The sequence below is a fragment of the Psychrobacter sp. AT9 genome, from assembly GCF_047272965.1.
In the GTDB taxonomy this organism is placed as follows: domain Bacteria; phylum Pseudomonadota; class Gammaproteobacteria; order Pseudomonadales; family Moraxellaceae; genus Psychrobacter; species Psychrobacter glaciei.
Genome location: NZ_JBKOTW010000001.1, coordinates 966,826 through 988,943, shown reverse-complemented (window position 1 = coordinate 988,943; position 22,118 = coordinate 966,826). Strand labels below are relative to the sequence as shown.

The following is a 22,118-nucleotide window of genomic DNA, read 5'->3' as shown; positions in this document are numbered from 1 at the left end:
CTATATCAGCACCTATGCTCCAATGATATGAAGCGATAACCATTAAAACGATCGTAAGGAATGATTATGACCTACACCTTTAACCGCCAATACCCTGCCACTCGCCTGCGCCGCCTACGTTATAACGATAATGTACGGGCTATGATTCGTGAAGTAGAGCTACATCCTAAGCATTTCATCGCCCCCGTATTTGTCTTAGAAGGCAACAACCAGCGCGAAACCATCGCTAGTATGCCGGGTGTTGAACGCCTATCAATTGATTTGCTGATTGATTATGCCAAGGAATTATTAGCAGAAGGTGTCACCACTATCGACATCTTCCCTGTCATTGATAATGCCTTAAAAACGCCTGATGGCAAAGCAGCCTATGATGAAAATGCCCTGACTGCACGTACGATAAAGGCGGTCAAAGACGCTGTGCCAGAGATGGTCGTCATGACCGATGTGGCATTAGATCCTTACACCTCACACGGTCAAGACGGCCTGCTCGATGACAGTGGCTATGTCATCAACGATGCAACCATCGAAGTATTGGTCAAGCAAGCGTTAGTACATGCCCGCGCAGGTGCTGATATCATCTCTCCTAGTGACATGATGGATGGTCGTATCAAAGCCATGCGTGATGCGTTTGAAGCAGAAGGTTTTGTGAATACCGCGATTATGGCCTACTCAGCCAAGTATGCCTCTGCATATTATGGTCCATTCCGTGATGCTGTCGGTAGTGCTGGCAATCTAAAAGGTGGGCATAAGAAACAATATCAGATGGACTTTGGCAATCGTGCTGAAGCACTGCATGAAGTCGCCATGGACATTAATGAAGGTGCTGATATGGTCATGATAAAACCTGGTCAGCCATACTTAGATTTGATTCGTGAAGTCAAAAATACCTTTGGCGTACCAACCTTTGCTTATCAGGTCTCTGGTGAATATGCCATGCATATGGCTGCTATCCAAAACGGCTGGTTGAGTGATGCGGTCATCTTAGAATCTTTGATTGGCTTCCGCCGTGCTGGGGCTGATGGCATCTTGACGTACTTTGCATTAGAAGCTGCCCGCCAACTAAACAATGCTTAATAGCAATTAAATGGCTTTTTATATCGCAAAAATCGCCCCAGCTGCTTCATAGTCGCTGGGGCGATTGTTTATACTGCAACTCTATTTGAGGCAAAAGATTTTTATTGTGCTTACAAAGTATCGATATTTATAACTGCTCACGATTATGCGCTGTCGTAAAATCAATAGCAGGACCAACAGGTATGATACGAGTGGGATTGATATTGGCATGACTGGTGTAGTAATGCTGCTTGATGTGAGTCATATTCACCGTCTCTGCAATACCTGGCACTTGGTATAAATCACGCAGATAGCCCCACAGATTTGGATAATCAACAATGCGATGCAGATTACATTTAAAATGCCCAACATAAACGGCATCAAAACGCACCAAGGTGGTAAACAGTCGCCAATCGGCTTCGGTTATGGTGCTGCCTGTTAGATAACGCTGCTGTGCCAAGCGCGCCTCAAGTGTATCTAGTGCCGCAAACAGCTCAATCACTGCCTCTTCATAGGCTTCTTGTGTGGTCGAAAACCCAGTTTTATACACGCCATTATTGATAGTAGAATAGACAAACGTATTGATATCATCGATTTCGCTCAACAGATCTGCTGGCAAAAAATTACCTGCTACAGCACCAACTTCGTCGAAAGCTGAATTAAACATGCGAATGATTTCAGATGATTCATTACTCACAATCGTATTGGTCTTCTTATCCCATAAAATCGGCACTGTGACACGGCCTGTATAATCTGGCTTTGCTTTGGTATACAGCTCATACGCATAGTCTGCATGGATAACTGGGTCAGCAACGACGCCTGCACCATCTGCAAATGTCCAACCGTGCTCACTCATATAGGGATTAACCACGGATATTGGGATGAGGTCTTCTAAACCTTTGAGCTTACGATAAATCAAAGCACGATGCGCCCAAGGACACGCAAGCGACACATATAGATGATAACGGTCAGGTTCGGCTTTAAAGCCCTCAATACCTGTTGGTCCTGCACTGCCATCCACGGTCACCCAGTTTCTAAAACCTGCGTCTTCACGCTCAAAACGTCCACCGTTGGCTTCTGTCTCGTACCATTTGTCTTGCCATTGTCCGTCTACCAATAAGCCCATATTATTCTCCGACTATTTCTAATTTTCATTTGACGCTGTTAGGCATGCCTGAATCTAAGTCATTACTATTATGACTCTCACTTCAGTTAGAGAGATATCATACCAGTTATAGGCTCTTATTCATTACAATTAACAATAAAAACTACACTGGTTGAATTTAATATTTAGAAAATATACACAAAAAAATATTCTGTAGTGCTTAATATAGACTTCAATTCTAAATATAATAATAATAAGGCAAGATTATGATAAAAAAGACTTGCAAAGTTTGAGAAACTTGCTAAAATGCTCAACCTAAATAGGCGTATAGCTCAGTTGGTTAGAGCGCTACCTTGACATGGTAGAGGTCAGCAGTTCGAGTCTGCTTATGCCTACCAAATTTAGAAAGCCCCAATCTCACGATTGGGGCTTTTTTTGTCTGAAAAATATGGGCTGTAGCGGGAAACTCTTGCTTATATAAACTCATGGTCATGATTATGCAATCAGCTTTAAATCATTTGAAAAAGCGACGGTGACCAAAACGTGAGCGACCCTTAAAAACTATTAAAATTAAAAGCCTCTTTTCGACCTCCACTTCAAACTCTAGGCTAGTGACCTCTGCTGTCAAATCTGTACAAGTAAACTTGAAAGATTATCGTTTTAAAAAGTCTAGGTCACTGTTTGTTTTTATTAAGGTATACTTTTTTATACACCATGGGCACTTTTATATGTTCGACTAAATAGTATACCGATACTGTCCCTTATTGCTCCATCCATGGGTCAAAGTGCTGCACCTATTCAATGAAACCAAAAACAGAGCAAGAGGAAGCAATGAAAGAGATTAATGGAAAGCGGTTATCCTATCTTTATGAGGCTGTGACTATGGGTACGATCCGGGCTGCAGCAGATAAGCTAGATATTGCTCCCTCGGCCATCAGCCGACAAATATCTCTGTTAGAAAAAGAGTTAGCATGCATTCTTATTGAACGGCACCGAAAAGGAGTAACACCAACAGAAGCTGGTAGTATTCTCTTACAGTTTTATCGGGAATCAGTCTCAGCTGAAGAGACTTGTGTTTCCAAATTACAGTCGTTGTTGGGATTACAGCGGGGTCACATAAAGTTAGCAATGGGTGATGGTTTTGTTGGGGACTTAATGTTGGGCCCATTATCTGAGTTTGCCTGTCTATATCCGGAGCTAACACTTTCGATCAGTACTGGTGGATCAAATGAGGTGATTCGTCAGGTTGAGGAAGATGAAGCGCATATCGGGCTAGTATTCCATCCCAGCAGTCATCCGCGCATCCGCTCACAGGTTATCAGTTGTCAGCCAATGTATATTATTGTTTCGCCCGACCACCCGTTAGCCGATCGAAGTAAGCCTATGCAGTTGAAGGAGCTTTTGGAATATCCAGTGGGGCTAGCTGAAAGTCGTTTTGGCGTGCGTCAGTTACTAGCAATGGCCGAATTTCAACAAAAAATTCGATTTGACCCTATCCTAACCACTGACTCATTCACTGTGCTAAAGAATTTTGCTCGCTCAAATATGGGTTTTACCTTTCTACCGTATTTTGTAGTGTCCAAAGAAGTGAAAGACGGACATTTGATAGCAATCCCTATAGACAATACGCTACTGTCAAGCGGTGAAGCTCATATCGTCACTCGGTTGGGTCGTCATCTATCCCAAGGCCCGCATGAATTACTACAGCATATGAAGTCATGGATGAAAGCTTTGTAAACGGGCTGCACACCAGCAACGTTGAGTTGCTGGACGCTGTTTTGAAATAGCTGTTAACGTCGAACTGAACGGCTTCGCGCCTTTTACAGCATAGCCTGGGCTATCATGGCAGAACCCAAAAAAGTGCCAGTGAAAGTAAGCAGCGCAACCACTGCGATTTTAAATCCAGATTTTTTAAACAAAGTCACCTCCATCTGAGAGATTGCAAACCCTGCATAGGCAAGCACAGGCGTAATGAGTTGTAATACGCCAAGCTTTTCTGTTTCTACTAAGACATATTCGCTCATTGGAAACTGTGGCAAAGATATCAAAATGGCCACAATTGATATCCAAGCAATAGCAGGGACATTGACAGGAATAATCTCCTTTAATAAAACGCCAGCGATACAACAAGCAAACAGAATCAACATGGCAGGTAGAGCAGAAATTGGATCAACACCTTGCCCTACCCAATTGCTTAGCAATAGAACGATACAGATAACCGCTAACAGAGATAAAGACTGCTTTACTGATAAAATAGATTGCTCTGGTACCTTTAAACCAAAACCTTTTTGTGTGGCAGTACTGATATCAGTATTCTTCTTAAATTTGTTAATAACTTTATATAAAAACTCTGTGAATGGTAGGGCAACAAACAAACTGACGAATAGCCCTGTGGCGTAAGTTAGTAGATTAGAGGTCGCTGCAAACGCAGTAATAGTTTCCGCTTGAGCAGGTACCGTTTCTGCGAGCGCTGCTGAACAGGCACCCATCATACTACCACTACCAATACCACAAGCCATAGCGAGCGCTCGAACATCCATGATATCCATAGAAGCAATAATACCCGCCATTAATGAGAAGTAAATTGCGCCAAACAACGTACCCATTACATAGACACCCATGACACCAATACCTTCGGCGCTCTGAAGCCCATACTTATCAGCAATGAGCGCAATATTTGGTTCACGAGCAATTGAGTGAGTGGCACCAATAGCCTCCCTCCCCATTCCAAATACCAATACCGCAACGGGTAAGGCGATAAGAGCAGTCATTACATTGCCCAACTCTTGTAGCAAAAGGGCGGGACCTGCGGCTATGATTTCTTCGACCTTAGGACCGACACCAACACCAAATTTTGCAATGAATGGCATGATACTCAAAAGGACGGCGTAGCTTGCAAATTTTGCTCGGTCTCTAGAAATTACCGCTTTCATTGAAGGTATAACGTTGGGATTCAATAGTAGTGTAAATATGAATGCATATAGCAAAGGCAGTAAGACTAGTGTACCAATACCAATAGGTATCTTAATGATCCCTATCCATTCTGCAAATAGCGATGTAATAATTACTAGTAAATGCAGCTTCCAATCAAATAAGTGCTTCGTCATTGTACTTGATAGTATAGTGGTATTATTCATAGCAGTTCCTTTTGCATTTTATGATGCCTACGTTTTTTGATGATTTGGTTTATGCAGAAATTTTTGGTAGCTGAGACTCAACTAAAGAGACCCATACTTTGATTCCTGTCTCAATAGCATCGTCATTAAAATCATAAGCCGCATTGTGTAATGGTTTGGAGGGGCTATTACCATCAACACCTAACCAAAAATAAGCGCCCTTGACGACTTGACTCATAAATGAAAAATCCTCAGAAGCCATTGATGGTTCCACATCAGTATTTACGTTATCAGCACCCAGCGCGTCAGTAGCCGCCTCTTTGATGTCAAGATAGGCTTGACTGTCATTAGTGGTGACTGGATAACGAATATGGTAATCCATCTCGCCTGTGACCCCATATAAAGGCGGTAGTACGGCAACCATTTCTGTCAGCATATCCTGCATGGACTGGCGTACGTCCATATCAAAGCTACGAACCGTTCCTTTAAGAATGGCGTAATCAGGAATGACATTGGTCGTATCCCCACTATTCATCTGAGTAACGCTAATGACGCCTGATTTGAGCGGAGATATTCGACGAGAGACAATAGATTGAATATTAGTAATCAATGCTGCGCCTGCTGCTATAGGATCAGCGCCTAAATGTGGCATCGCTGCGTGAGTTCCTTTACCAGTTAAAGTAATCTCAAAGGTATCAAAAGACGCCATCATAGGTCCGTCGTTGACCGCAATCTCTCCCACAGGTAGACCTGGCCAGTTATGTAACCCGTAGACGGCATCCATAGGGAACTTATCAAACAACCCATCGTCAATCATAGCCTTTGCACCGCCTAAGACCTCTTCAGCAGGTTGAAAGATAAAATAAATGGTACCGTTAAAGTCTTTATGCTGGCTAAGATGCTTTGCCGTACCAAGCAAAACTGACGTGTGACCATCATGACCACAGGCATGCATACAGTTCTCGTGAGTGGATTTATAATCAATATCGTTTTGCTCTTTTATTGGTAGCGCATCAATATCAGCTCGTATGCCAATAGTAGGACCTGAGCCGTTCTTTAGAACACCGACAACGCCCGTGCCGCCCAATCCTTGATGCACTTCCATCCCAAAGCTCTGTAATTTATCAACAATAAATGATGAGGTCTTGAACTCTTTAAAGCCCAGCTCTGGTTGACTATGGATTTGCTGACGCCACTGCTTTACTTCACCTAGTAGGGTTTCGTTAATTAACATGTGTTTTCTCCTTACGTACTATTGAATTGAGTAACCAAATTGGATAGCGGAGTCTTTTGCTGTTTCGACCCAGACACTTTTGGTCTGTGTATATTCGAGTAAACCTTCGTAGCCACTCGATCGACCATAGCCACTCTCACCAAAACCACCAAATGGCGACATGACGTTGATTGATTTATAGCTATTTACCCAGAATGTTCCAGCATTTACTTGAGCGGCCATCCGATGCGCGCGGCCGACATCAGCCGTCCAAACAGCGCCCGCTAAACCAAAACGACTGTCGTTTGCTATCGCTACCGCTTCTTCTTCTTCATCGAATGAAATAACAGAAACCACAGGTCCAAAAATTTCTTCCTGCGCGACTCGCATATCATTTTTCACATTGGCCAAAACGGTTGGCTGATAAAAGTAACCGTTTCCACCGCCACAAATAGCACCTGCCTTTCCGCCTGCGGCAACAACCGCACCTTCAGCAATACCGTCCGATACTAACGAGTGTACGTGGTCAAACTGTTTTTGATTATTGATCGGTCCCACCATCGTGCCTTCATGCCATGGCAAACCCACGGGCAACTTACTCGCGGCCGAGGCAACCCGATCCAACACTTCTTTATAGATATGACGATGGACCAATAACCGAGCACCCGATACACAGCTCTGTCCAGCAGCAGAAAATACCGCAGCTTGCGCGCCCACTACCGCGCGATCCAGATCAGCATCTGGAAAAATTATATTGGCTGACTTACCACCCAGCTCCAATACGCAAGGGATGACACGTTGCGCAGATGCCGAAGCAATGAGCGCGCCAGTCTTCGGTGAGCCAACAAAAATCACTTTTTTAGTTGCCGGATGAGCAATGGCAGCAGATCCTGTGGTGTGTCCCAGCCCATTAATGACATTGACCAAACCACACGGGATACCTGCTTGCTCAAGAATTTTAACGAGTGCTGTTGAGCTTAGTGGGGTTAATTCAGATGGCTTTAGTAAGACGGCATTGCCGGCGCAGATGGCTGGCGCGATTTGCCAGCCTCCAGTAAATACAGGTGCATTCCAAGGGGTGATTTGAGTGACGACACCATAAGGCTCATGGCGAGTGTAGTTCAAGTGGCTTGTGGGTACGGGGATAACTTGCCCCATAATTTTGTCACACCAGCCAGCATAGTATTCAAACATCTCTGCAACTTTTGCCACCTCAACCCGGCAATCACGAATAGGCTTGCCTGCAGAGATACACTCTAAGCGTGCCAAAGGTTCTGCGGCTTCGCGTATTTTCATGCCGCACTTCCACATTAACTGACCTCGTGCACTGGCAATCATTGACCACCATACTTTTTGAGCTTTCATAGCGGCATCAGCGGCATCAGCAACAATACTTTTTCCCGCATCACGATAGGTTAAGAATACCTGACCCGTTGCTGGGTTAGTCAGATCGATGTTGTCTCCATTACCTGTAACTAATTCTCCATCAATCCAGCTGCCAAATTCAGAAGTACCTAATAGTTCATTAAGTAATATGTCAACTTGCTGCTCGCCATTTCCTTCTACGATAAAACTCATAACCTACTCTCCCAAGCCGGCATTTCTTACAATGCAGTTAAAATCATCCTGATCAGGTATGTTTGCTTCACTCTGCGACCAAATCTCAGCTACCTGCTGCGCCAAAGGCAACTCTAATCCCATCTCACCAATCATATTTTTTGCCAGACGTACGTCTTTACGCATCAGCTGCATCGTAAAACCGGAATCAAAACTTTGGTTGAGAATCCAACGAGGGAAATTAACTTCACTAATTGCACTACGACCTGAGCCGGCATTCAAACCAGCAATAAGGTCTGCAGGATCAAGGCCTGCCTTGGTGCCCAAAGCTACTGCTTCGGCAGTGGTCACGAGATGTGCGGCACATAGCAGATTATTAATGAGCTTAGCGGCATGTCCATTGCCAGACTTGCCCATGTAGACCACTTTTGAGCTTAGCGCATCCAGATACAACTGAGCACGTTCAAGGGAGTTGCGTTCACCTCCAACAAGCATCACCATAGTACCGGCTTCAGCACCCGCCGGACCGCCACTGACAGGACAGTCCAATAACTGATGGCCTAACTGATCCAGCTCTATCGCGAGTACCCGCGTCACCTCTGGTTCTGAGGTAGAAGTATCAATGATTAGAGTATTAGGCTGAGCGCAGTCAATAATGCCACCTTTACCTTTAACAACTGCTTGTACATGCTTTGCCATTGGCAAAGATAAAATGATGACGTTAGATTCGGTACAAAGCGCTTTAATATCTGCAACCACATTCACGCCCACTTCTTTGGCAGCTTGGCGTTGGGTTTCTCCTATGTCCGTGCCAAATACTTTAAAACCTTTGCGAAGCAAAGACTGAGCCATACCACTGCCCATACGGCCTAAACCGACAATACCTATATTTCCATTAGTCATGTCTATTCCTTTAGTCTTGTGTTTTCTGTCAGTCTTATTATGACTAATAAACCATTAAGAAGAATCACAACAAATAACCTTTTGCGTTCTAAAAAAGGCAACACTAGCGTAAGAAACTAGATAGGTTTCTTTTCACTTCATTTTGTTATTTGTAGAGACTGGTAAGATGTTACTAAAATAGCTATAGCGAGCTTATAGCAGACATAACCGATTGATGACTTAGTTTTGGGAACGTTGTCATTTCGGTCTTGGTGGGCGGAGTTTTACATGGATGAATACTGCGACCGAATACAAGGTCCAGATAGTTGCTAGGTCGTTTGCTATATAGTTCACCCGTTAACTAGTAATGACAAACCTTGAGTAGTGTGGTGGTACGATGTAATGATGAAAAATCTTAAGGATAGAACATAACCCTTAGTTGCGGTTGTATTCAAGGAGATGTTGTGGATCGTCCATATGGTGAGTATTTTGTCCAGCGTATTCCTCTCACAACGTTTATTGGGGCAAACGCAGGTTGTGACAATTTGGGAAAATAATCGAAGTCGACAGAAACCAATCTTCAAGACTCACGACTTACTGGTCGATTTTCATAAAAGTAATTGGCGTTACAACTCGTTTGTTAAAGCTGATTGGAATTCAAGTATCCACCGATATATATTCACTTCAATATATGAGAGACTTGAATCCTTTAATCAAATTTGAGCCTCATTATAGTGAAGAGTTAGTTTTTGAGCATAATTAAGTACTTTTATTCATATTATATTTCGATAGGGGATCACTATCTCATAGCTCGTACTACGTCCTGAAGCCTAAGATTTTTTAGCACGCTCTTCTCTATCAAATCATTAACATCTCGTAGTAACTAATACCCTCATCACTGTAGAAAAAAGGCTAAATCATAATCTACTTTTTATTCCTAAAATGCCACATATTAAATACTACCTTCAACTGTATAGTCTCCCGATGTCGAAAGTAACAGTTGATCCTCCTATCACATTCTGCTAAATACCAAGCGACAGAAAACTCTAACTACTTATTACTCAATGAATCATTCTCACTATTTTCGGTCTAATTTGACAACAGAGTAGCGGTAAAAATACTATAAAAATATAGTGCCTAGATACGAGTTAAATATTAATTTACATCAATCTCATGCCGATATATAATTATTAACATAGGATATATCCCTTTATTTACAGCTTATGTGGAATTAGATCATTTAAAGAAAGTTGGTCGACCTACCTTGACATGGTAGAGGTCAGCAGTTCGAGTCTGCTTATGCCTACCAAATTTAGAAAGCCCCGATCTCACGATTGGGGCTTTTTTTTGTCCGCAAAATATAGGCTGTAGCGGGAAAGGAAGTTTTACGTAGATTCAAATCTCCTCTTTTGGCACTCTCATCGAACGTCATTAAAAAACATGTCTGCTTAAGTTGTGCCTGCTCTCTATTTCGCCTATCTTTCAGAGTAGCACTTTCGACCTCTACTGTAATTTGCGAATTTATTTCGCACTAATTTGTAGTTCATTCTGCACTAGGTTTTTGTAAATTATTCTGCACTAGGCGTTTCATTCGAAAAATAGTGCGGTGACATAAAAGCCCCGCACCACTACTATATAGTTAATAACTATATCTCATGCCCAATACTCTTTAGATAACTCTCAAAAAGCACCAGACCTAACGGAGCTAATTTATCCTGCCAGAGTGATTTTATAGTATCGTTATCATCTATGTTGACACCAGCTTGATCAACAACCACACCTGTGTCCCACCCATCATCTAACTGATATAAAGAGCCACCTGTCACAGCATCACCTGCATTAAATGCATCTGCGATGGCGGTTTTACCTTTATATGCTGGTAGTAGGCTTGGATGATAACCGATAGCGCCAAGTCTAGCCTTAGCTCTAGCATCAGAACCTACAAAGCAGTAGGCGTGTGCCATCAATATTACATCGATACCATCTGGTACTGCACTTACAATCAATACCTTACCATGAGTAGTCACAGGAATATCCAATCTATCAGCCAGTACCGCCGTTCTATCATCAATACACGGCACTGATATCAATACAACCTCAACATCAACCATACCAACACAGCGCTTAAGTAACTGCTCAGCGAGCCATTTCTGTCCAACTATCATCACTTTAATCATAGTTAGCTCCTAAATAACGAAAACCTTGTACAGCGCGAAAGTGACCACCGTATTTACCGCCAGCGGTGTGCGTACGTGATGCTCTGCCGCCGTGTAGTTGCCCACTGATCTGCGTCCATTTCGGGTTGCGTCTTAGCGCTGTCGCTAAGTTTGGATGGCTGGTGTGGAATATAGTGCGTAATGGCTTGTTATAACGGTTTTCACCATTTAACCAATGCTCACTGACTTGATTGAGAAAGCGCATACCAATACCAGCTCCTTGCCATTCAGGCATCACAACCAATCGACAAGAACGTGCCTCAATGAGACCAGGGCGCGTTGACACCGCAAGGTGAGCAACCAGTTCGCCATCTACTACTGCCACATAATTGGTAGCAGCGATCATGAGTGGCATTTTCAGATAGTGATGCGGTTCAAATAAGTGCCAAAACTGCCAGTTTGTTTGATAGATTTCAAATGTAACAGGCGGGCGTTGCCAAAGACTCCCCCGTGTAAATTCGCCTTTTGAAGTGTCGTACACCCAATCAGGTTGTAGCCAATCAAGTACGTCATAGTGGCAGGTCAGTAGCACTGCCTGCTTGCCTTTTGTTCTACGCCAAGCTTTAGCAAACGCGTTAGCACCAATACACGCAATCTGACGATCAACAACGCTACTAAACTCATCTATGATCAATCGCTCAGGCTCATCAGCTAGGGCACGGGCAAGATTGGCACGGAACTGTTCACCATTACTTAGTACATGATAAGGTCGTAGCCAAGCTGGTACAGTACCTAAACCTACTGCCGATAGACACGCGGTGGCATCATCGATGCTGCCTTCAGCTGCAATCTGGTCAATAATAGGTTTTGTCTTATCCCATTTAGGGCTATGAATCGGTGTACCACGCCATAGTTTTTTACCGATACTGGTCTTGCCCGTACCAGAGCCACCGACAATGACGCCAATCTGCCAATCGTTATCTTCAATGGGTAAGTCAGCACTAATATGAACGTTTGCACCTTGCTCAACGTTGAATAAGCTTTTTATACGTGCTGATCGGTAACTGTCATGGTCGGTACACTGGTGGTGGATATCAATATTCATACCACCACCACCTTAAGGTTGTAGCCCTGTTGGTTTAGCTGATCATAAACATTTTTTTGATGAGCCTCATCATCACAATTTACGATGACACCAAACTTAGGCTTATATTTAAAGCCGTTTTTAGCAGGTGCTTTTGGGTCGACCTTTGGAGTCTTTTTGCGTGTGGCCACGAGGTATTCCTTCTTTAGTTTGAGACTCGTGGTCTTCTGTTTTGCTGAAATTAGCGGCGTTCTGGACGCTCAAATGGTTAATAGTTTTGCAACGGCTACATTTGATAGAAAGTTTGTCAAAATTGCCGATTTTGAGTAAGTTTTTGCCGCACTCTTGGCATGAAATAAACTTCATAATTTTTCCTGTGCTTAGCGTTAGAATCGCGTTAGATTCTGTGTTACACTCCGCTCGCTGTGTACACGGCGGCGGAGCCTTTGCTTTGCGACAGGTACTGTCTGTCAAAGAGGGTAGTACAATGTTACAGCATTGTACTACCGCTCCGTTTTACTTATGCTACTCGTTTCCAACAATCTAACGTCTTGGACGGTTGCATATTATTGTGCGGTTGACCGCTACCTATTGTAACCTCTTCACTTTCAGTCCACGCAAGTGTAGACATCTGGCCTGTTTGATACTCGGTAGATGTATTGTCGTTATCATGACCGCTGGGGGTTAGTCCTGAACCTGCTCCAATGTATTGCGCTTTGTTTGGATCAGATAGAACATCAGATGATTTTGCTGAAAATCTATTATATAAGTCACCCTTACTGTGCTTATGCTCAGGTGTCTCATCAGTTATCAGCGTATGCTCAGGCTCGCCATATTCAGCGCCGTGTGTGCGAAAATCGATATCATCAGCAGGGTCATCAGAAAAACCAACCGCTACCCGACCTTGTAACGCTCGCTCCCACTCACCGTAACCTTTATATTCTGTGACATCTTCAGGCGTCAAAAAATGCTCACTAGTCCAAATATGCTCGCCAATTTGCGTATCTTCATAAGTCCGTTCTTCAAGGGCTAACAAGCGCACGCGGTCGGCTTTAATCATCTCCTTATATTCTTTAATAGAATTCTCAAGTACCTTTTTTTCGCCAAACTGCTGAACCAGCGCTTTTAACAGCTGCCCATTATCAGACTTATCTAGTGTTAGCTCTAAGCCTTCAATGACATTTGCAATTTCTTCTTGAAGTGCATTTGACCATTCAGGCGTGAAGTAAGTAGCGTCTTGATTTGGCAAATCAGCATTGTCATGAAAGCCTGTTTTACCGTCACCATTGGCGTTTTCACGCGCGGTGGCAGAATCGATACGATGCATAATTTGTCCTTATTTAATATCAAGTCTGAGAGAGGCGGGTAAGTAGTTTTTTGATAAACAGCTCATATCTGCTTTGATAGGCTTAGCAAGCGTCAATGTCACACGGAATCGTAGCCGTGCAGTATTTAGTGGATCAACACACGATCCTAAACATTGCATAGGCACATAGGTTTGCACCGCTAATAAAGTTTGATTGTAGCGTTCAAACAGCTTATGCAACCCTGCCAGATTCAATAGCACATGCCCTTCTCGCTTCACGCGCTCAATCTCAGCGCGTCGGTCATCAATTGTATTACCTACATCACTTTGACCACATAGCAGTGGCAATCCATATGCACGCTCAAACTCATCAATCAGCTCATCTGGTATGCCATTTAATACTGCAAAAATACGCGCAGATGATACCTTGACCAACTCTAACGCTTTGCTATGTGCTACTATATCTTTATATATAACTGTTTTATGGCTATGGTCATAAGCCCCGTATGGTAGATGATGCATAAGCACATCTGCTATTTTTTTTGTCTCATGGTTGCTCATAATGTCACCGTGACATTGGCTGGGCGGATCCAGCCTACTTGCTCCATGCTGACCGTAGGATTGACGTTGACATTAGGCGTTAATTGCACATCAATCATTCCCGGTATAGCCATAATTAGGCTATACAATACCGCTGTTTTGTAGCTCTCAGCAGGTATCATAGCGTTTAAATAATCATTGATAATGGCACTGATCTCACCCGTATTAATATTGACACCTGTGACTTTAGCAGTGACATCGAGCGCGACAATCGTAGGTTTAAAAGTGCGAACGTCCTCCCAAAAAGCCGCCGTGTCTTTTAATACTTGCTCAGACTGCGCCAATAAACTATCACTGGGTAATGTCGCACCGTTTGCGCCTTGAGCCGTAATAGCGACATCGACACTACCAGCACCACGTCTAATCGGATAAACATAAGCATTAGCTATACCCGCCACGCCTAAAACCGCTTGGCGTAAATCCTCATTCCGTGACAGACTTTTCCCCAGCTTTTCTTTATTCCATAACCTATTACGCCACCGTTCAAGACTTTCACCGTCTGATCCGCCACTAATCACGTCCACCTTTGCCACACTTTGCAGCCCTGCGACGGGTGACACCCAGCGTAGTGTGCCAGTTGAGTTAAGTGCCGCACCATTATTACTTGCTTGCACAGGCACGGACACTTCTTTTTTGGCTGACAATGTGCCGGCTGCAGTGGTTTGCCAATAGTGCCCAAAGCCGTCTGTAAGTTTGCTGCCGATGGGTAATATCACGCCGTCAGTCGTGCCCGATGCCCATACTTGCCCTGTCGCAGTCGAACCGTCAAGGCGTGGTAAGCTCAGGCGCTCGGCATGTATATATAGATATGGCTCATCTGCAGTCAAGATAAATAACTGCTTTAGAATATACTCTTGATGGCTGTACAAACCTTCAGCAACTGCCGCTGTGCCTGATGCACGTATGTCCGCATCTGAGTCACGCTGCGGCAAGATACCAGTCTGGTTAACGTACTCTTGCATGATGACGGCTTTGATATCACTGTATTTGGGATTTTGATACATTATCCGGCTACCTGTACATTTATAGAAGTGGTTGTTTGACTGCCATCGGCTTGGGTTAACACGGCTTTGATCAATAGATATCCTGAGGTAATAACAGTGCCCGTCGTCACTATAATATCGGTTAGATAATATGGCGTACGCAGTGGCTCTAACGCCTCGCTTGCCCATGCGAGCGCTTGGCGGCGCATTCGTGGCACGTCCTTACTACGCTTGAGCTTATATAATTCACTACCTAGCATGCCGTCTGAAAAACAGGAACCTTTTGGCGTCAACAAACGAAAATAAGCTGCTTCCGCTAGTGCTTGTTTTCCCGTATATGGCGGTGCATTGATGCCATCAATTGTGTAATCATTAGTCGTTTGGTCAAAGCGCATCTTATGCTCCCATCTTATTCGCAGGCGGTGCAGTGCCATCAGCAGCATGACCATGAATGTTATAGACATCTCTCATTGTCTGCATAGTGCTAGTTTTGTCTGACACATCGCCCGTCGATATAATGTCGCCATCTACCTCTAGCGTTACATTACTTTTTATCCTATCTTTTAGCAGCCGCAATTCCACACCATGCTGGTTATAGATCACTGTTTCACCCTCTTTTAGCTCAACCGCCACCGCATCACGACCTGCGACAATCACAAAATTACGCGCCTTGCCAGACATAGGCAGCATAACTACCTCTACATCTTTTGGTAACCAACTGGCAAAACCCACTTGCTGATATAATGGTACGTCATCGACCAGCTCACCGCTCAAACCTAATACCTGCAAGGCTTTATTGCCTGTACGCTTGATAGTTCCGATAAGCGCTTGACGAATTACGGGAGTTTGTTTAAACGGGTTCATTTTGTACTCACTTTTTGATTAGGTCAGCATATTTAACTGGCTGCATCCAGTCCTCACGCCGCTTGAGCCGTAGCTCGGCTGTCTTGCCATTACCGCGTGACAACTGTAACGTGCGACCATAAATCACCCAGTCACCGACAGCACGCGGTAAGACATTGCTATCAAAGCTTACTTCCCAACCTGTGCGCCACGGCTGACCATTGTGCGTCCAGCCTGACACTGGTAACATCAAATCATTTGCATCTAGCCAAGCATCCGCCATCGCTTTAGCAGCAAACTGCTCTGCTTCGGCTTGCGTGTCTGAGCGACCATCACTAATGATGCGGTGGCGCTTCAAGCTCATACGGTCACTCGTGACTTTGGTTTTAAAGTTTTTACCTTTATCGTTTTGCCCCACCACTTCCATCGTGCTAAACGCGTTAGAAATGTCGTATTGATAGTCAGCATCAAGTACGTTGTTTTGCTCGTACCTATCATCGTTGTACAGATAAAACTCAGGCTTAACAGCAGGTTGCATCACATCGAACGGATTACCGATCATTAGCGCACCATCTGCCGATAGCCAGACATACTGCCCCGATGCTTGCGCAGCGGCAGTGAGTACATCCCAAATGGACTCCCCAATATCGACGCCAGTCTTACCCTTGAGCCAGTCGTTAGCCACACTACCGATCGTAATAGGCAAGCTTGCCAAGTCGCCACCCGTCACATAACGCTTGATTAGCTCAGACAGACTGATGTTGGCAGCGGCATCAATAGGCGCGTGGCAGTCAATCAACTGCCCTGCCAAATCACGCCCTGACAGATTGGTCATCAGCCCAGTACGTCCAACGCGTTGACCGATGCGGTCTAAGATGCCTGTTAGTACCGTCTCACCACTGCATGTCACCGTACAGCTAGAGCCTGCCTTGACATAATTGGGCAATACATCTTGCTCAGCGTCAAACCAGCTAAAGCTAAACGCATCCGCAGGCACACCAATATCACTATCGACACTTAGATCATCCCATGTCGAGCACACCACACCATCGATATGCAGCGCCATTTCATTTATATTTATATTGTCACCGCGCATAGCGTGCTACCTGTGTTCCTGCCTCAATCACAGACGCATCGACCAAACCACGATTGAGCCGGGCCAGCTCATTCGCGCGCGTATAGTCACCGTATAACAAATGTGCCAATAGCCGCCACGTGCAGGGCACCGTAACCGTGTACTTAATCAATGGCGGACGGCTGTTAATGGTCGCATCAGTTAGCGTTTGCAGCTGCGCTGCTGCCCTTTTTAGATCGCGAATGATGGGCGTGACATCAGTATTAATGACAGGTAAATTTTGGTCATTTTGTACGTTATTATCAGCACGTACTTGGTCGATGGCGTCTTGAATTTGCAAACGCGCCTCATCATTGATAGCAATCAAATCATCGGGCGTGAGCATCGGTTTTTTTTGTTCACCCTGCAATATCGTGATGACCCCGCGACTGATCATAGCTGCTGGCAGTACTTGACCTGTGCGGCGTAGCGGCGGCACATCACTATCATCAAACACAGCGCCGATAGCTTTTATACGGTTAAACAGGCGACGCCAGTTAGACATCGGATCATAATCAAGCGGTAACATCTTAACGATACCATCGACATCATTAACGATACTACCTAGCCACACTGGCGGACTGAGCAAATCATCAACTCGAACCAAATTAGTCCCAAGCGTGGTACGCACTTCACGCAATTTGCTACGGACAGTCTCAGGGATAGTACGCGCTTGTTTGGCGGCGGCATCGCTGCCGATGGCTATCAGTTGCTCTTGATAAACGGTCAACTCCTCCGCTGAGGTTGCCAAAATAACACTATCTGCCATTTGATCAGCAGCAGGCATTGGTTCAGGCATGAAATGCTGGATAGTACGCTTAGGCTTAGCCTGCACGAACTGCATCTCAACGGTGCAGCCATCGACGATCTCACTATCATGTTTGACACGGTAGCTTGTACATATCGCCGTGATTGCCCCAAATACCGGATGCACCAGCTCACCTAAGCCTTTAGCGTCTAGCGCAGTAAGCAAATTCTCTAACGCCTGCTCATAGTCACCGCCGTCTATGATGGCGGTCATGCTGATATTTTTAGGATTGTTCCCCATATCATGAATATCAGCGTCATTGGCATACGGCGCTTGATGCGTGGCCAGCGTCTTATCTTGACTGTCGTCGACGCCAAAGTACTCAAACGGGACGCCACGGAACGACGCATCATATAGGGTGTCTTGCCATGCCATAGTGGACTCAAAAATATTGAAGTTTATAAAGATATTATGACTATTTTTAGGCTGTTCATTCAGTGAGCGTAGTTCCGATAAAGCAAAATATTGTTCTGTATTTTTTAAATAAAAAGAGGTAGCATAATGGCGTTAGATTAACCCTTTAAGGAGTATAAAATGCAAGAATTTGAAGTTGCTCATCTACATGAAAAAGGTCAGGACATGATTATCGTGTTCGTCCATGGTAGGGTCGGAACATGGACTGATGAAAAAAGAGAACAACTTTCAGCACAGCTTCAGATTTGTGCTGAGAGTGCAGGCTTAGCTGGTTCAGTCGTCTTAATTTGGCAAACATCTCTAGGACGTTCAGAGTTTTTAGCCCCTAAACCATGGCATCCCTTCTTAAAATCAGTTTCGTATCAGATGCTAGCTGGAAATATTAATAAAAAACTGACTTGCAAAAACTTATAATAAAACCACTGCTTCACTCATCAATTGTTCCTGCTCAGGCGTCATCTGACAGGAACCACTAATCTTAATAGGTACGTCATTTAAGGGTTTGATTGCACCCTCATGTCGATACTTACTCACACCTACTGCATATTCACAGTTTTCACTTAATGGCTGAAGCGTAGGACGCTTTTCTGAGCCTGCTAATGGACTGGGCTGATGCATAACCACCTCATTTGTCGATTTATGCTTACTATGACATACTAAAACCTTAATATATTGGGGACGGGGTTCCGAGGTATGAGATTAGAAGCAGAAGTTGTATTTAACAAACATGAAAAAGAAGATGAAGTACGCGAATGGGGTAGACTTGCTACCAGCCATTCAAAAGACAATACTGAACTATCTATCGAATACCTTGAAAAAATATGGCAAGTCGGCACTCAAACAGACTATTTCGCCTCTGTAAAACAGCTTGAACGTCTGCCCAAATATCTACAAAAAGTAGGCCGATTTAGCGAAGCACGTCAGCGCTGTTTTGAGCTACTAGCACTACTACCCGACAGAGCCGAAAAATCATGGGGTTGGCATCGATACGGTAGCATTATGGTGGATTGGGGGTTGAGCTTAGAAAAAATGGAGCTTTATGACTGTTTACGGATGATTTATAAACGTGAAAAAAATAGCGCTAAAGAACAATACTATATTGAACTTCGAGATGCTGAAAAATCAGCTGTTGATAATCTGCAATCTAAAATATCAGTCATTGAAGAGCGTGAACGTAAATCACATAAATCAGCAAAGTACTAAAAAACGGTCATAAAGGATTGAACAATGAGTAAAGGATTTTGGATAGTACTAGGTATACTAGTCTTGGCTATAGCTGGTTTTTGGAATGTAGGTAATTTATATACGCCTAATATGACAGATTCAAACAGTGTTAATTCAGAAGTAGTTTTAACTGATGATGAGCGACAGGTAATCACACTTGCCGTTGCTAGTAACTACAACCTGCTAGGCACACCTGAAAAAATAGATCACGCTTTACAAAAACTACAGGACTTTTCAGAACCAACAGCCGGACAACTTAACGCATTTATAGTTAATGAATACAAAAAATCTTCAAGCAAGTTAACCGAGCTTGCTATGTCCGGTGACTACCAAGCCCAGCGCAACTTAGCATTTGGACATGCAACCGACCCTAAGATTGCTGGTGCAAAACCTTCCGAGGGCTGCGCATGGTACTTAGTATTATATAATTCAGGTAGCCGTGAGGTAGCCGATGATTTAGATGGGGCAAACATCGACACCTATTGTAGCGCTAAAGTACTGAGCAATGACCAGCAAAAAGCCGCTGAGATAAGAGCAAACTCACTACTAAAAACCATTTATAATAGAGATGCCGATATTAAAATAAATGAATACCTAAACAGTTACCTATAAGGCCCGAACTTACCGCGTTTAGATTGCTTACTGACCTCTTGCATCATATTCATCGCAAGAGGCTGCCCAGCAATCGTAATATTTGGATTAAACGTTGGTACAGGCTTCGCCGCAATATTTGATAAATGAGCCGTCATAATACCCAATTGGGTAGACATGTGAGACTGAATTTGCTTTGTTTGAGCTTGCTCGTTGACCATCTGTTCTTGCTTCTGCTTAGTTTGCTGCTGCTCCGCTATCATTTGATCATATTTTGCATTGGTTTCAACCGCGGCCTGAGCAGTATCATTTCCGAATAACGCCAGTGCCTGCGCTATCTTCTCACCGATGACATCTTGAGCCACCGTGCCTTCAATCATTCCGCTGATACCAGTACCAATAAGATAACCACCCGCACCCGCACCTGCAACAGCGAGACCAGCCGTTCCGGCTGCGCCAGCGCCTGCTGCAGCCAGCCCGCCACCGATCCGACCTAGCAATCCACCTGCCGCTCCTGCACCCGCGCCACCAGCGAGCGAACCGACCACTCCAGCAGCGGCTACTGCTGCTAAGGCAAGACCTGCAGCATAAGCAGCCGACGCCAGCCCTTCATGTTTTTCCATAAAGCCGCCCAGCGACTGATTAAATCCACTAAGCTGCTCGTTTACCTGAGTATAGAGATTATAATTGATGTTCAGCTGCTCTTGCTGCCGATCCATAGCTGTTGCCCACTCATCATCCTTGAACAGCTCATATAACCCATCAACAGTGCCATCTGCACCACTAAGACCATTTTTGATACGGTCGTTTTCACTACCATTGGTACTGATAGCCAAGGCAGCCATTAGCGCTTGACGATCAGCGATAATCTCACCGAGATTTGAGCCTTCGACCATCTCACTCATTTGTTCGTATAGTGCTTGCGCCTCTTTACCCTTGGCATTACCTGCTTGCTGCTTTAGCGCTTGATATCCGCTATTACCAGCCAGTTGACGCTCAAGTAAACCAACGAATGCATCAATCTGGTCTACACCTTGAGCCTTTTGGTTACGCGCATATTCAGCCCATAGCAGACCCCCATCTTTATCAATTGGATCACCTTTTTGTGGCTCAACTTGCTTATAGATTTGTTTAGCAAACTCACGTGAGTTAATTTTCTGCAGTAGATTAACGACGTTATTACCGGCTTCATCTTGATTACCAGCCGTATTAATTGCCACCTGATTGAGCGCGACAATCTTCTTTAGACCTTCAATACCACCATAGCCTGCACTTTTGGCAAGTGGCAACTGGCGACTCAGATACTGCGCCATCGTGTCATACTCAAAACCACCCAGCTGACCACCCGCCACCGCAATATCTTGACCACGAGATATCTCTTTAGGACTCAGTCCGAAGTTTTTGAGCTGCAAGGTTACGGCAGCCGCATCCGTTGCGGCAGCATCCGTTACAAAGGAGGCGCGCTGAGTAGTAGCCAGCACCTGCTGCACTGACTTTAGATCATAAGCGCCACTCGCTATTAGAGCATCAGCAGCATCAATAGCCCCTTCCCGCGTACCACCACCTACGCGCACCGCATCTTTCACCGTGTCGTTCAGCTCAATTTTGATGAGCTTACGTTCAGCGACGCTCATACCTTGACCGAAGGTTGCTGTACCGGCTGTCATTGCCAATTGCTTATCATAATTCCGCGCCGGCTTAATCTGACTATTCACCACAGCAGCGCCTACCACCGCACCGCTTACCACCGCACCGACTTTTTGCATCTTACCCATTAGACTGCCCGACGTACGCAACTCACTATTTAGCCGGCGCACCTCCTCACGCAGTTGACGCTGTGCACGTCGTAGATCATTAGTCGATGCCGTACCAGACGCACGCAGACGACGATAGGCACGCTCTTGATTGCGTATCTCATCACGTACTTGACGCTGAGTGCGCAGTCCGAGGCGATTCATGTCATTGATCGTACGCGTATCACGGCGCTGCTGAGCCGCGATACGACGTAGCTCAGCACCAGCGTTGCCAGTGAGTAGTAAGCGTAGACTGACCGTTTGAGTCGACATAAT

At 44.6% G+C, this 22,118-nt stretch carries 23 protein-coding genes and 1 tRNA gene; 6 read left to right on the top strand and 18 right to left on the bottom strand.

The window, feature by feature from the left end; translation table 11 throughout:
• Positions 1 to 66: 66 nt before the first annotated feature.
• Entirely contained in the window at positions 67 to 1,074 is a 1,008-nt protein-coding gene (hemB, locus tag ACMFL8_RS04350) for a porphobilinogen synthase (protein WP_413190203.1), read from the top strand.
• Between the two features lie 127 nt (positions 1,075 to 1,201).
• Here the strand turns inward: hemB and ACMFL8_RS04345 are convergent, their stop codons facing one another.
• A complete protein-coding gene (locus tag ACMFL8_RS04345; protein WP_413190202.1) occupies positions 1,202 to 2,179 on the bottom strand; it encodes a glutathione S-transferase family protein in 978 nt (325 codons plus the stop codon).
• Positions 2,180 to 2,479: 300 nt separating this feature from the next.
• Between ACMFL8_RS04345 and ACMFL8_RS04340 the strand changes: the two genes are divergently transcribed.
• A tRNA-Val gene (locus ACMFL8_RS04340) sits at positions 2,480 to 2,556 on the top strand.
• Between the two features lie 433 nt (positions 2,557 to 2,989).
• Positions 2,990 to 3,895: a LysR family transcriptional regulator gene (locus ACMFL8_RS04335; RefSeq protein WP_201593730.1), complete on the top strand. Its 906-nt coding sequence runs from the start codon at positions 2,990 to 2,992 to the stop codon at positions 3,893 to 3,895.
• An 83-nt stretch (positions 3,896 to 3,978) separates the two neighbouring features.
• Here ACMFL8_RS04335 and ACMFL8_RS04330 read toward each other — a convergent pair whose 3' ends face one another.
• From ACMFL8_RS04330 to ACMFL8_RS04260, 15 genes are all read right to left on the bottom strand, one after another.
• The gene (locus ACMFL8_RS04330) at positions 3,979 to 5,295 is read right to left on the bottom strand and encodes a DUF3100 domain-containing protein (protein ID WP_201593729.1); all 1,317 of its coding nucleotides are present in this window, start codon (positions 5,293 to 5,295) and stop codon (positions 3,979 to 3,981) included.
• A gap of 49 nt (positions 5,296 to 5,344) precedes the next feature.
• On the bottom strand, positions 5,345 to 6,508 hold the full coding sequence (locus tag ACMFL8_RS04325) for a M20 aminoacylase family protein (protein ID WP_201593728.1): 1,164 nt from the start codon (positions 6,506 to 6,508) through the stop codon (positions 5,345 to 5,347).
• An 18-nt stretch (positions 6,509 to 6,526) separates the two neighbouring features.
• Entirely contained in the window at positions 6,527 to 8,065 is a 1,539-nt protein-coding gene (locus tag ACMFL8_RS04320) for an aldehyde dehydrogenase family protein (RefSeq protein WP_201593727.1), read from the bottom strand.
• A 3-nt stretch (positions 8,066 to 8,068) separates the two neighbouring features.
• A complete protein-coding gene (locus ACMFL8_RS04315; RefSeq protein WP_227679694.1) occupies positions 8,069 to 8,995 on the bottom strand; it encodes an NAD(P)-dependent oxidoreductase in 927 nt (308 codons plus the stop codon).
• A gap of 1,577 nt (positions 8,996 to 10,572) precedes the next feature.
• Positions 10,573 to 11,103, bottom strand: a complete 531-nt coding sequence (locus ACMFL8_RS04310; protein WP_413190201.1) for a formyltransferase family protein — start codon at positions 11,101 to 11,103, stop codon at positions 10,573 to 10,575.
• On the bottom strand, positions 11,096 to 12,187 hold the full coding sequence (locus ACMFL8_RS04305; RefSeq protein WP_413190200.1) for a GNAT family N-acetyltransferase: 1,092 nt from the start codon (positions 12,185 to 12,187) through the stop codon (positions 11,096 to 11,098). Before ACMFL8_RS04305 ends, ACMFL8_RS04310 begins: the two co-directional genes overlap by 8 nt.
• Entirely contained in the window at positions 12,184 to 12,357 is a 174-nt protein-coding gene (locus ACMFL8_RS04300) for a hypothetical protein (protein WP_413190199.1), read from the bottom strand. The genes ACMFL8_RS04305 and ACMFL8_RS04300 overlap by 4 nt, the downstream gene beginning before the upstream one ends.
• The gene (locus tag ACMFL8_RS04295; protein WP_413190198.1) at positions 12,308 to 12,532 is read right to left on the bottom strand and encodes a Com family DNA-binding transcriptional regulator; all 225 of its coding nucleotides are present in this window, start codon (positions 12,530 to 12,532) and stop codon (positions 12,308 to 12,310) included. The genes ACMFL8_RS04300 and ACMFL8_RS04295 overlap by 50 nt, the downstream gene beginning before the upstream one ends.
• A 154-nt stretch (positions 12,533 to 12,686) precedes the next feature.
• Positions 12,687 to 13,493 (bottom strand): phage baseplate protein, encoded by an 807-nt coding sequence (locus tag ACMFL8_RS04290; RefSeq protein ID WP_413190197.1) that lies wholly within the window; start codon positions 13,491 to 13,493, stop codon positions 12,687 to 12,689.
• Between the two features lie 9 nt (positions 13,494 to 13,502).
• Positions 13,503 to 14,033 carry a hypothetical protein gene (locus tag ACMFL8_RS04285; protein WP_413190196.1) on the bottom strand — a complete coding sequence of 177 codons (531 nt, stop codon included), beginning with the start codon at positions 14,031 to 14,033 and terminating at the stop codon, positions 13,503 to 13,505.
• Positions 14,030 to 15,076 carry a baseplate J/gp47 family protein gene (locus ACMFL8_RS04280; protein WP_413190195.1) on the bottom strand — a complete coding sequence of 349 codons (1,047 nt, stop codon included), beginning with the start codon at positions 15,074 to 15,076 and terminating at the stop codon, positions 14,030 to 14,032. Before ACMFL8_RS04280 ends, ACMFL8_RS04285 begins: the two co-directional genes overlap by 4 nt.
• Complete coding sequence (locus ACMFL8_RS04275) at positions 15,076 to 15,450, bottom strand: phage GP46 family protein (protein ID WP_413190194.1); 375 nt, start codon at positions 15,448 to 15,450, stop codon at positions 15,076 to 15,078. Before ACMFL8_RS04275 ends, ACMFL8_RS04280 begins: the two co-directional genes overlap by 1 nt.
• A gap of 1 nt (position 15,451) precedes the next feature.
• Positions 15,452 to 15,919 (bottom strand): phage baseplate assembly protein, encoded by a 468-nt coding sequence (locus ACMFL8_RS04270; RefSeq protein ID WP_413190193.1) that lies wholly within the window; start codon positions 15,917 to 15,919, stop codon positions 15,452 to 15,454.
• Positions 15,920 to 15,926: 7 nt separating this feature from the next.
• Positions 15,927 to 16,994, bottom strand: coding sequence for a phage baseplate assembly protein (locus ACMFL8_RS04265; RefSeq protein WP_413190192.1), 1,068 nt, complete (start codon positions 16,992 to 16,994; stop codon positions 15,927 to 15,929).
• The gene (locus ACMFL8_RS04260; RefSeq protein ID WP_413190191.1) at positions 16,984 to 18,195 is read right to left on the bottom strand and encodes a DNA circularization protein; all 1,212 of its coding nucleotides are present in this window, start codon (positions 18,193 to 18,195) and stop codon (positions 16,984 to 16,986) included. Before ACMFL8_RS04260 ends, ACMFL8_RS04265 begins: the two co-directional genes overlap by 11 nt.
• A gap of 159 nt (positions 18,196 to 18,354) precedes the next feature.
• Here ACMFL8_RS04260 and ACMFL8_RS04255 point away from each other — a divergent pair, with 159 nt between their 5' ends.
• On the top strand, positions 18,355 to 18,648 hold the full coding sequence (locus tag ACMFL8_RS04255; RefSeq protein WP_413190190.1) for a hypothetical protein: 294 nt from the start codon (positions 18,355 to 18,357) through the stop codon (positions 18,646 to 18,648).
• On the opposite strand, the gene ACMFL8_RS04250 is transcribed toward ACMFL8_RS04255, so the two are convergent.
• Entirely contained in the window at positions 18,643 to 18,852 is a 210-nt protein-coding gene (locus ACMFL8_RS04250) for a hypothetical protein (protein WP_413190189.1), read from the bottom strand. The two genes, ACMFL8_RS04255 and ACMFL8_RS04250, sit on opposite strands and share 6 nt — an antisense overlap.
• Before the next feature lie 75 nt (positions 18,853 to 18,927).
• On the opposite strand from ACMFL8_RS04250, the gene ACMFL8_RS04245 reads away from it, so the two are divergent.
• A complete protein-coding gene (locus ACMFL8_RS04245) occupies positions 18,928 to 19,437 on the top strand; it encodes a hypothetical protein (protein ID WP_413190188.1) in 510 nt (169 codons plus the stop codon).
• A 24-nt stretch (positions 19,438 to 19,461) separates the two neighbouring features.
• Entirely contained in the window at positions 19,462 to 20,070 is a 609-nt protein-coding gene (locus ACMFL8_RS04240) for a hypothetical protein (protein ID WP_413190187.1), read from the top strand.
• On the opposite strand, the gene ACMFL8_RS04235 is transcribed toward ACMFL8_RS04240, so the two are convergent.
• Positions 20,061 to 22,115: a phage tail tape measure protein gene (locus ACMFL8_RS04235; protein ID WP_413190186.1), complete on the bottom strand. Its 2,055-nt coding sequence runs from the start codon at positions 22,113 to 22,115 to the stop codon at positions 20,061 to 20,063. The genes ACMFL8_RS04240 and ACMFL8_RS04235 overlap by 10 nt on opposite strands.
• Between the last annotated feature and the right edge of the window lie 3 nt (positions 22,116 to 22,118).

Bases quoted from the DNA above. Each gene is read 5' to 3' on its own strand.
- ACMFL8_RS04245 (WP_413190188.1), top strand. From the start codon at position 18,928: ATGAGATTAGAAGCAGAAGTTGTATTTAACAAACATGAAAAAGAAGAT.
- hemB (WP_413190203.1), top strand. From the start codon at position 67: ATGACCTACACCTTTAACCGCCAATACCCTGCCACTCGCCTGCGCCGC.
- ACMFL8_RS04260 (WP_413190191.1), bottom strand. From the start codon at position 18,195: ATGGCATGGCAAGACACCCTATATGATGCGTCGTTCCGTGGCGTCCCG.
- ACMFL8_RS04265 (WP_413190192.1), bottom strand. From the start codon at position 16,994: ATGCGCGGTGACAATATAAATATAAATGAAATGGCGCTGCATATCGAT.
- ACMFL8_RS04285 (WP_413190196.1), bottom strand. From the start codon at position 14,033: ATGAGCAACCATGAGACAAAAAAAATAGCAGATGTGCTTATGCATCAT.
- ACMFL8_RS04345 (WP_413190202.1), bottom strand. From the start codon at position 2,179: ATGGGCTTATTGGTAGACGGACAATGGCAAGACAAATGGTACGAGACA.
- ACMFL8_RS04235 (WP_413190186.1), bottom strand. From the start codon at position 22,115: ATGTCGACTCAAACGGTCAGTCTACGCTTACTACTCACTGGCAACGCT.
- ACMFL8_RS04270 (WP_413190193.1), bottom strand. From the start codon at position 15,919: ATGAACCCGTTTAAACAAACTCCCGTAATTCGTCAAGCGCTTATCGGA.
- ACMFL8_RS04295 (WP_413190198.1), bottom strand. From the start codon at position 12,532: ATGAAGTTTATTTCATGCCAAGAGTGCGGCAAAAACTTACTCAAAATC.
- ACMFL8_RS04310 (WP_413190201.1), bottom strand. From the start codon at position 11,103: ATGATTAAAGTGATGATAGTTGGACAGAAATGGCTCGCTGAGCAGTTA.
- ACMFL8_RS04320 (WP_201593727.1), bottom strand. From the start codon at position 8,065: ATGAGTTTTATCGTAGAAGGAAATGGCGAGCAGCAAGTTGACATATTA.
- ACMFL8_RS04325 (WP_201593728.1), bottom strand. From the start codon at position 6,508: ATGTTAATTAACGAAACCCTACTAGGTGAAGTAAAGCAGTGGCGTCAG.
- ACMFL8_RS04240 (WP_413190187.1), top strand. From the start codon at position 19,462: ATGAGTAAAGGATTTTGGATAGTACTAGGTATACTAGTCTTGGCTATA.
- ACMFL8_RS04335 (WP_201593730.1), top strand. From the start codon at position 2,990: ATGAAAGAGATTAATGGAAAGCGGTTATCCTATCTTTATGAGGCTGTG.
- ACMFL8_RS04290 (WP_413190197.1), bottom strand. From the start codon at position 13,493: ATGCATCGTATCGATTCTGCCACCGCGCGTGAAAACGCCAATGGTGAC.
- ACMFL8_RS04255 (WP_413190190.1), top strand. From the start codon at position 18,355: ATGCAAGAATTTGAAGTTGCTCATCTACATGAAAAAGGTCAGGACATG.
- ACMFL8_RS04305 (WP_413190200.1), bottom strand. From the start codon at position 12,187: ATGAATATTGATATCCACCACCAGTGTACCGACCATGACAGTTACCGA.
- ACMFL8_RS04330 (WP_201593729.1), bottom strand. From the start codon at position 5,295: ATGAATAATACCACTATACTATCAAGTACAATGACGAAGCACTTATTT.
- ACMFL8_RS04250 (WP_413190189.1), bottom strand. From the start codon at position 18,852: ATGCATCAGCCCAGTCCATTAGCAGGCTCAGAAAAGCGTCCTACGCTT.
- ACMFL8_RS04275 (WP_413190194.1), bottom strand. From the start codon at position 15,450: ATGCGCTTTGACCAAACGACTAATGATTACACAATTGATGGCATCAAT.
- ACMFL8_RS04280 (WP_413190195.1), bottom strand. From the start codon at position 15,076: ATGTATCAAAATCCCAAATACAGTGATATCAAAGCCGTCATCATGCAA.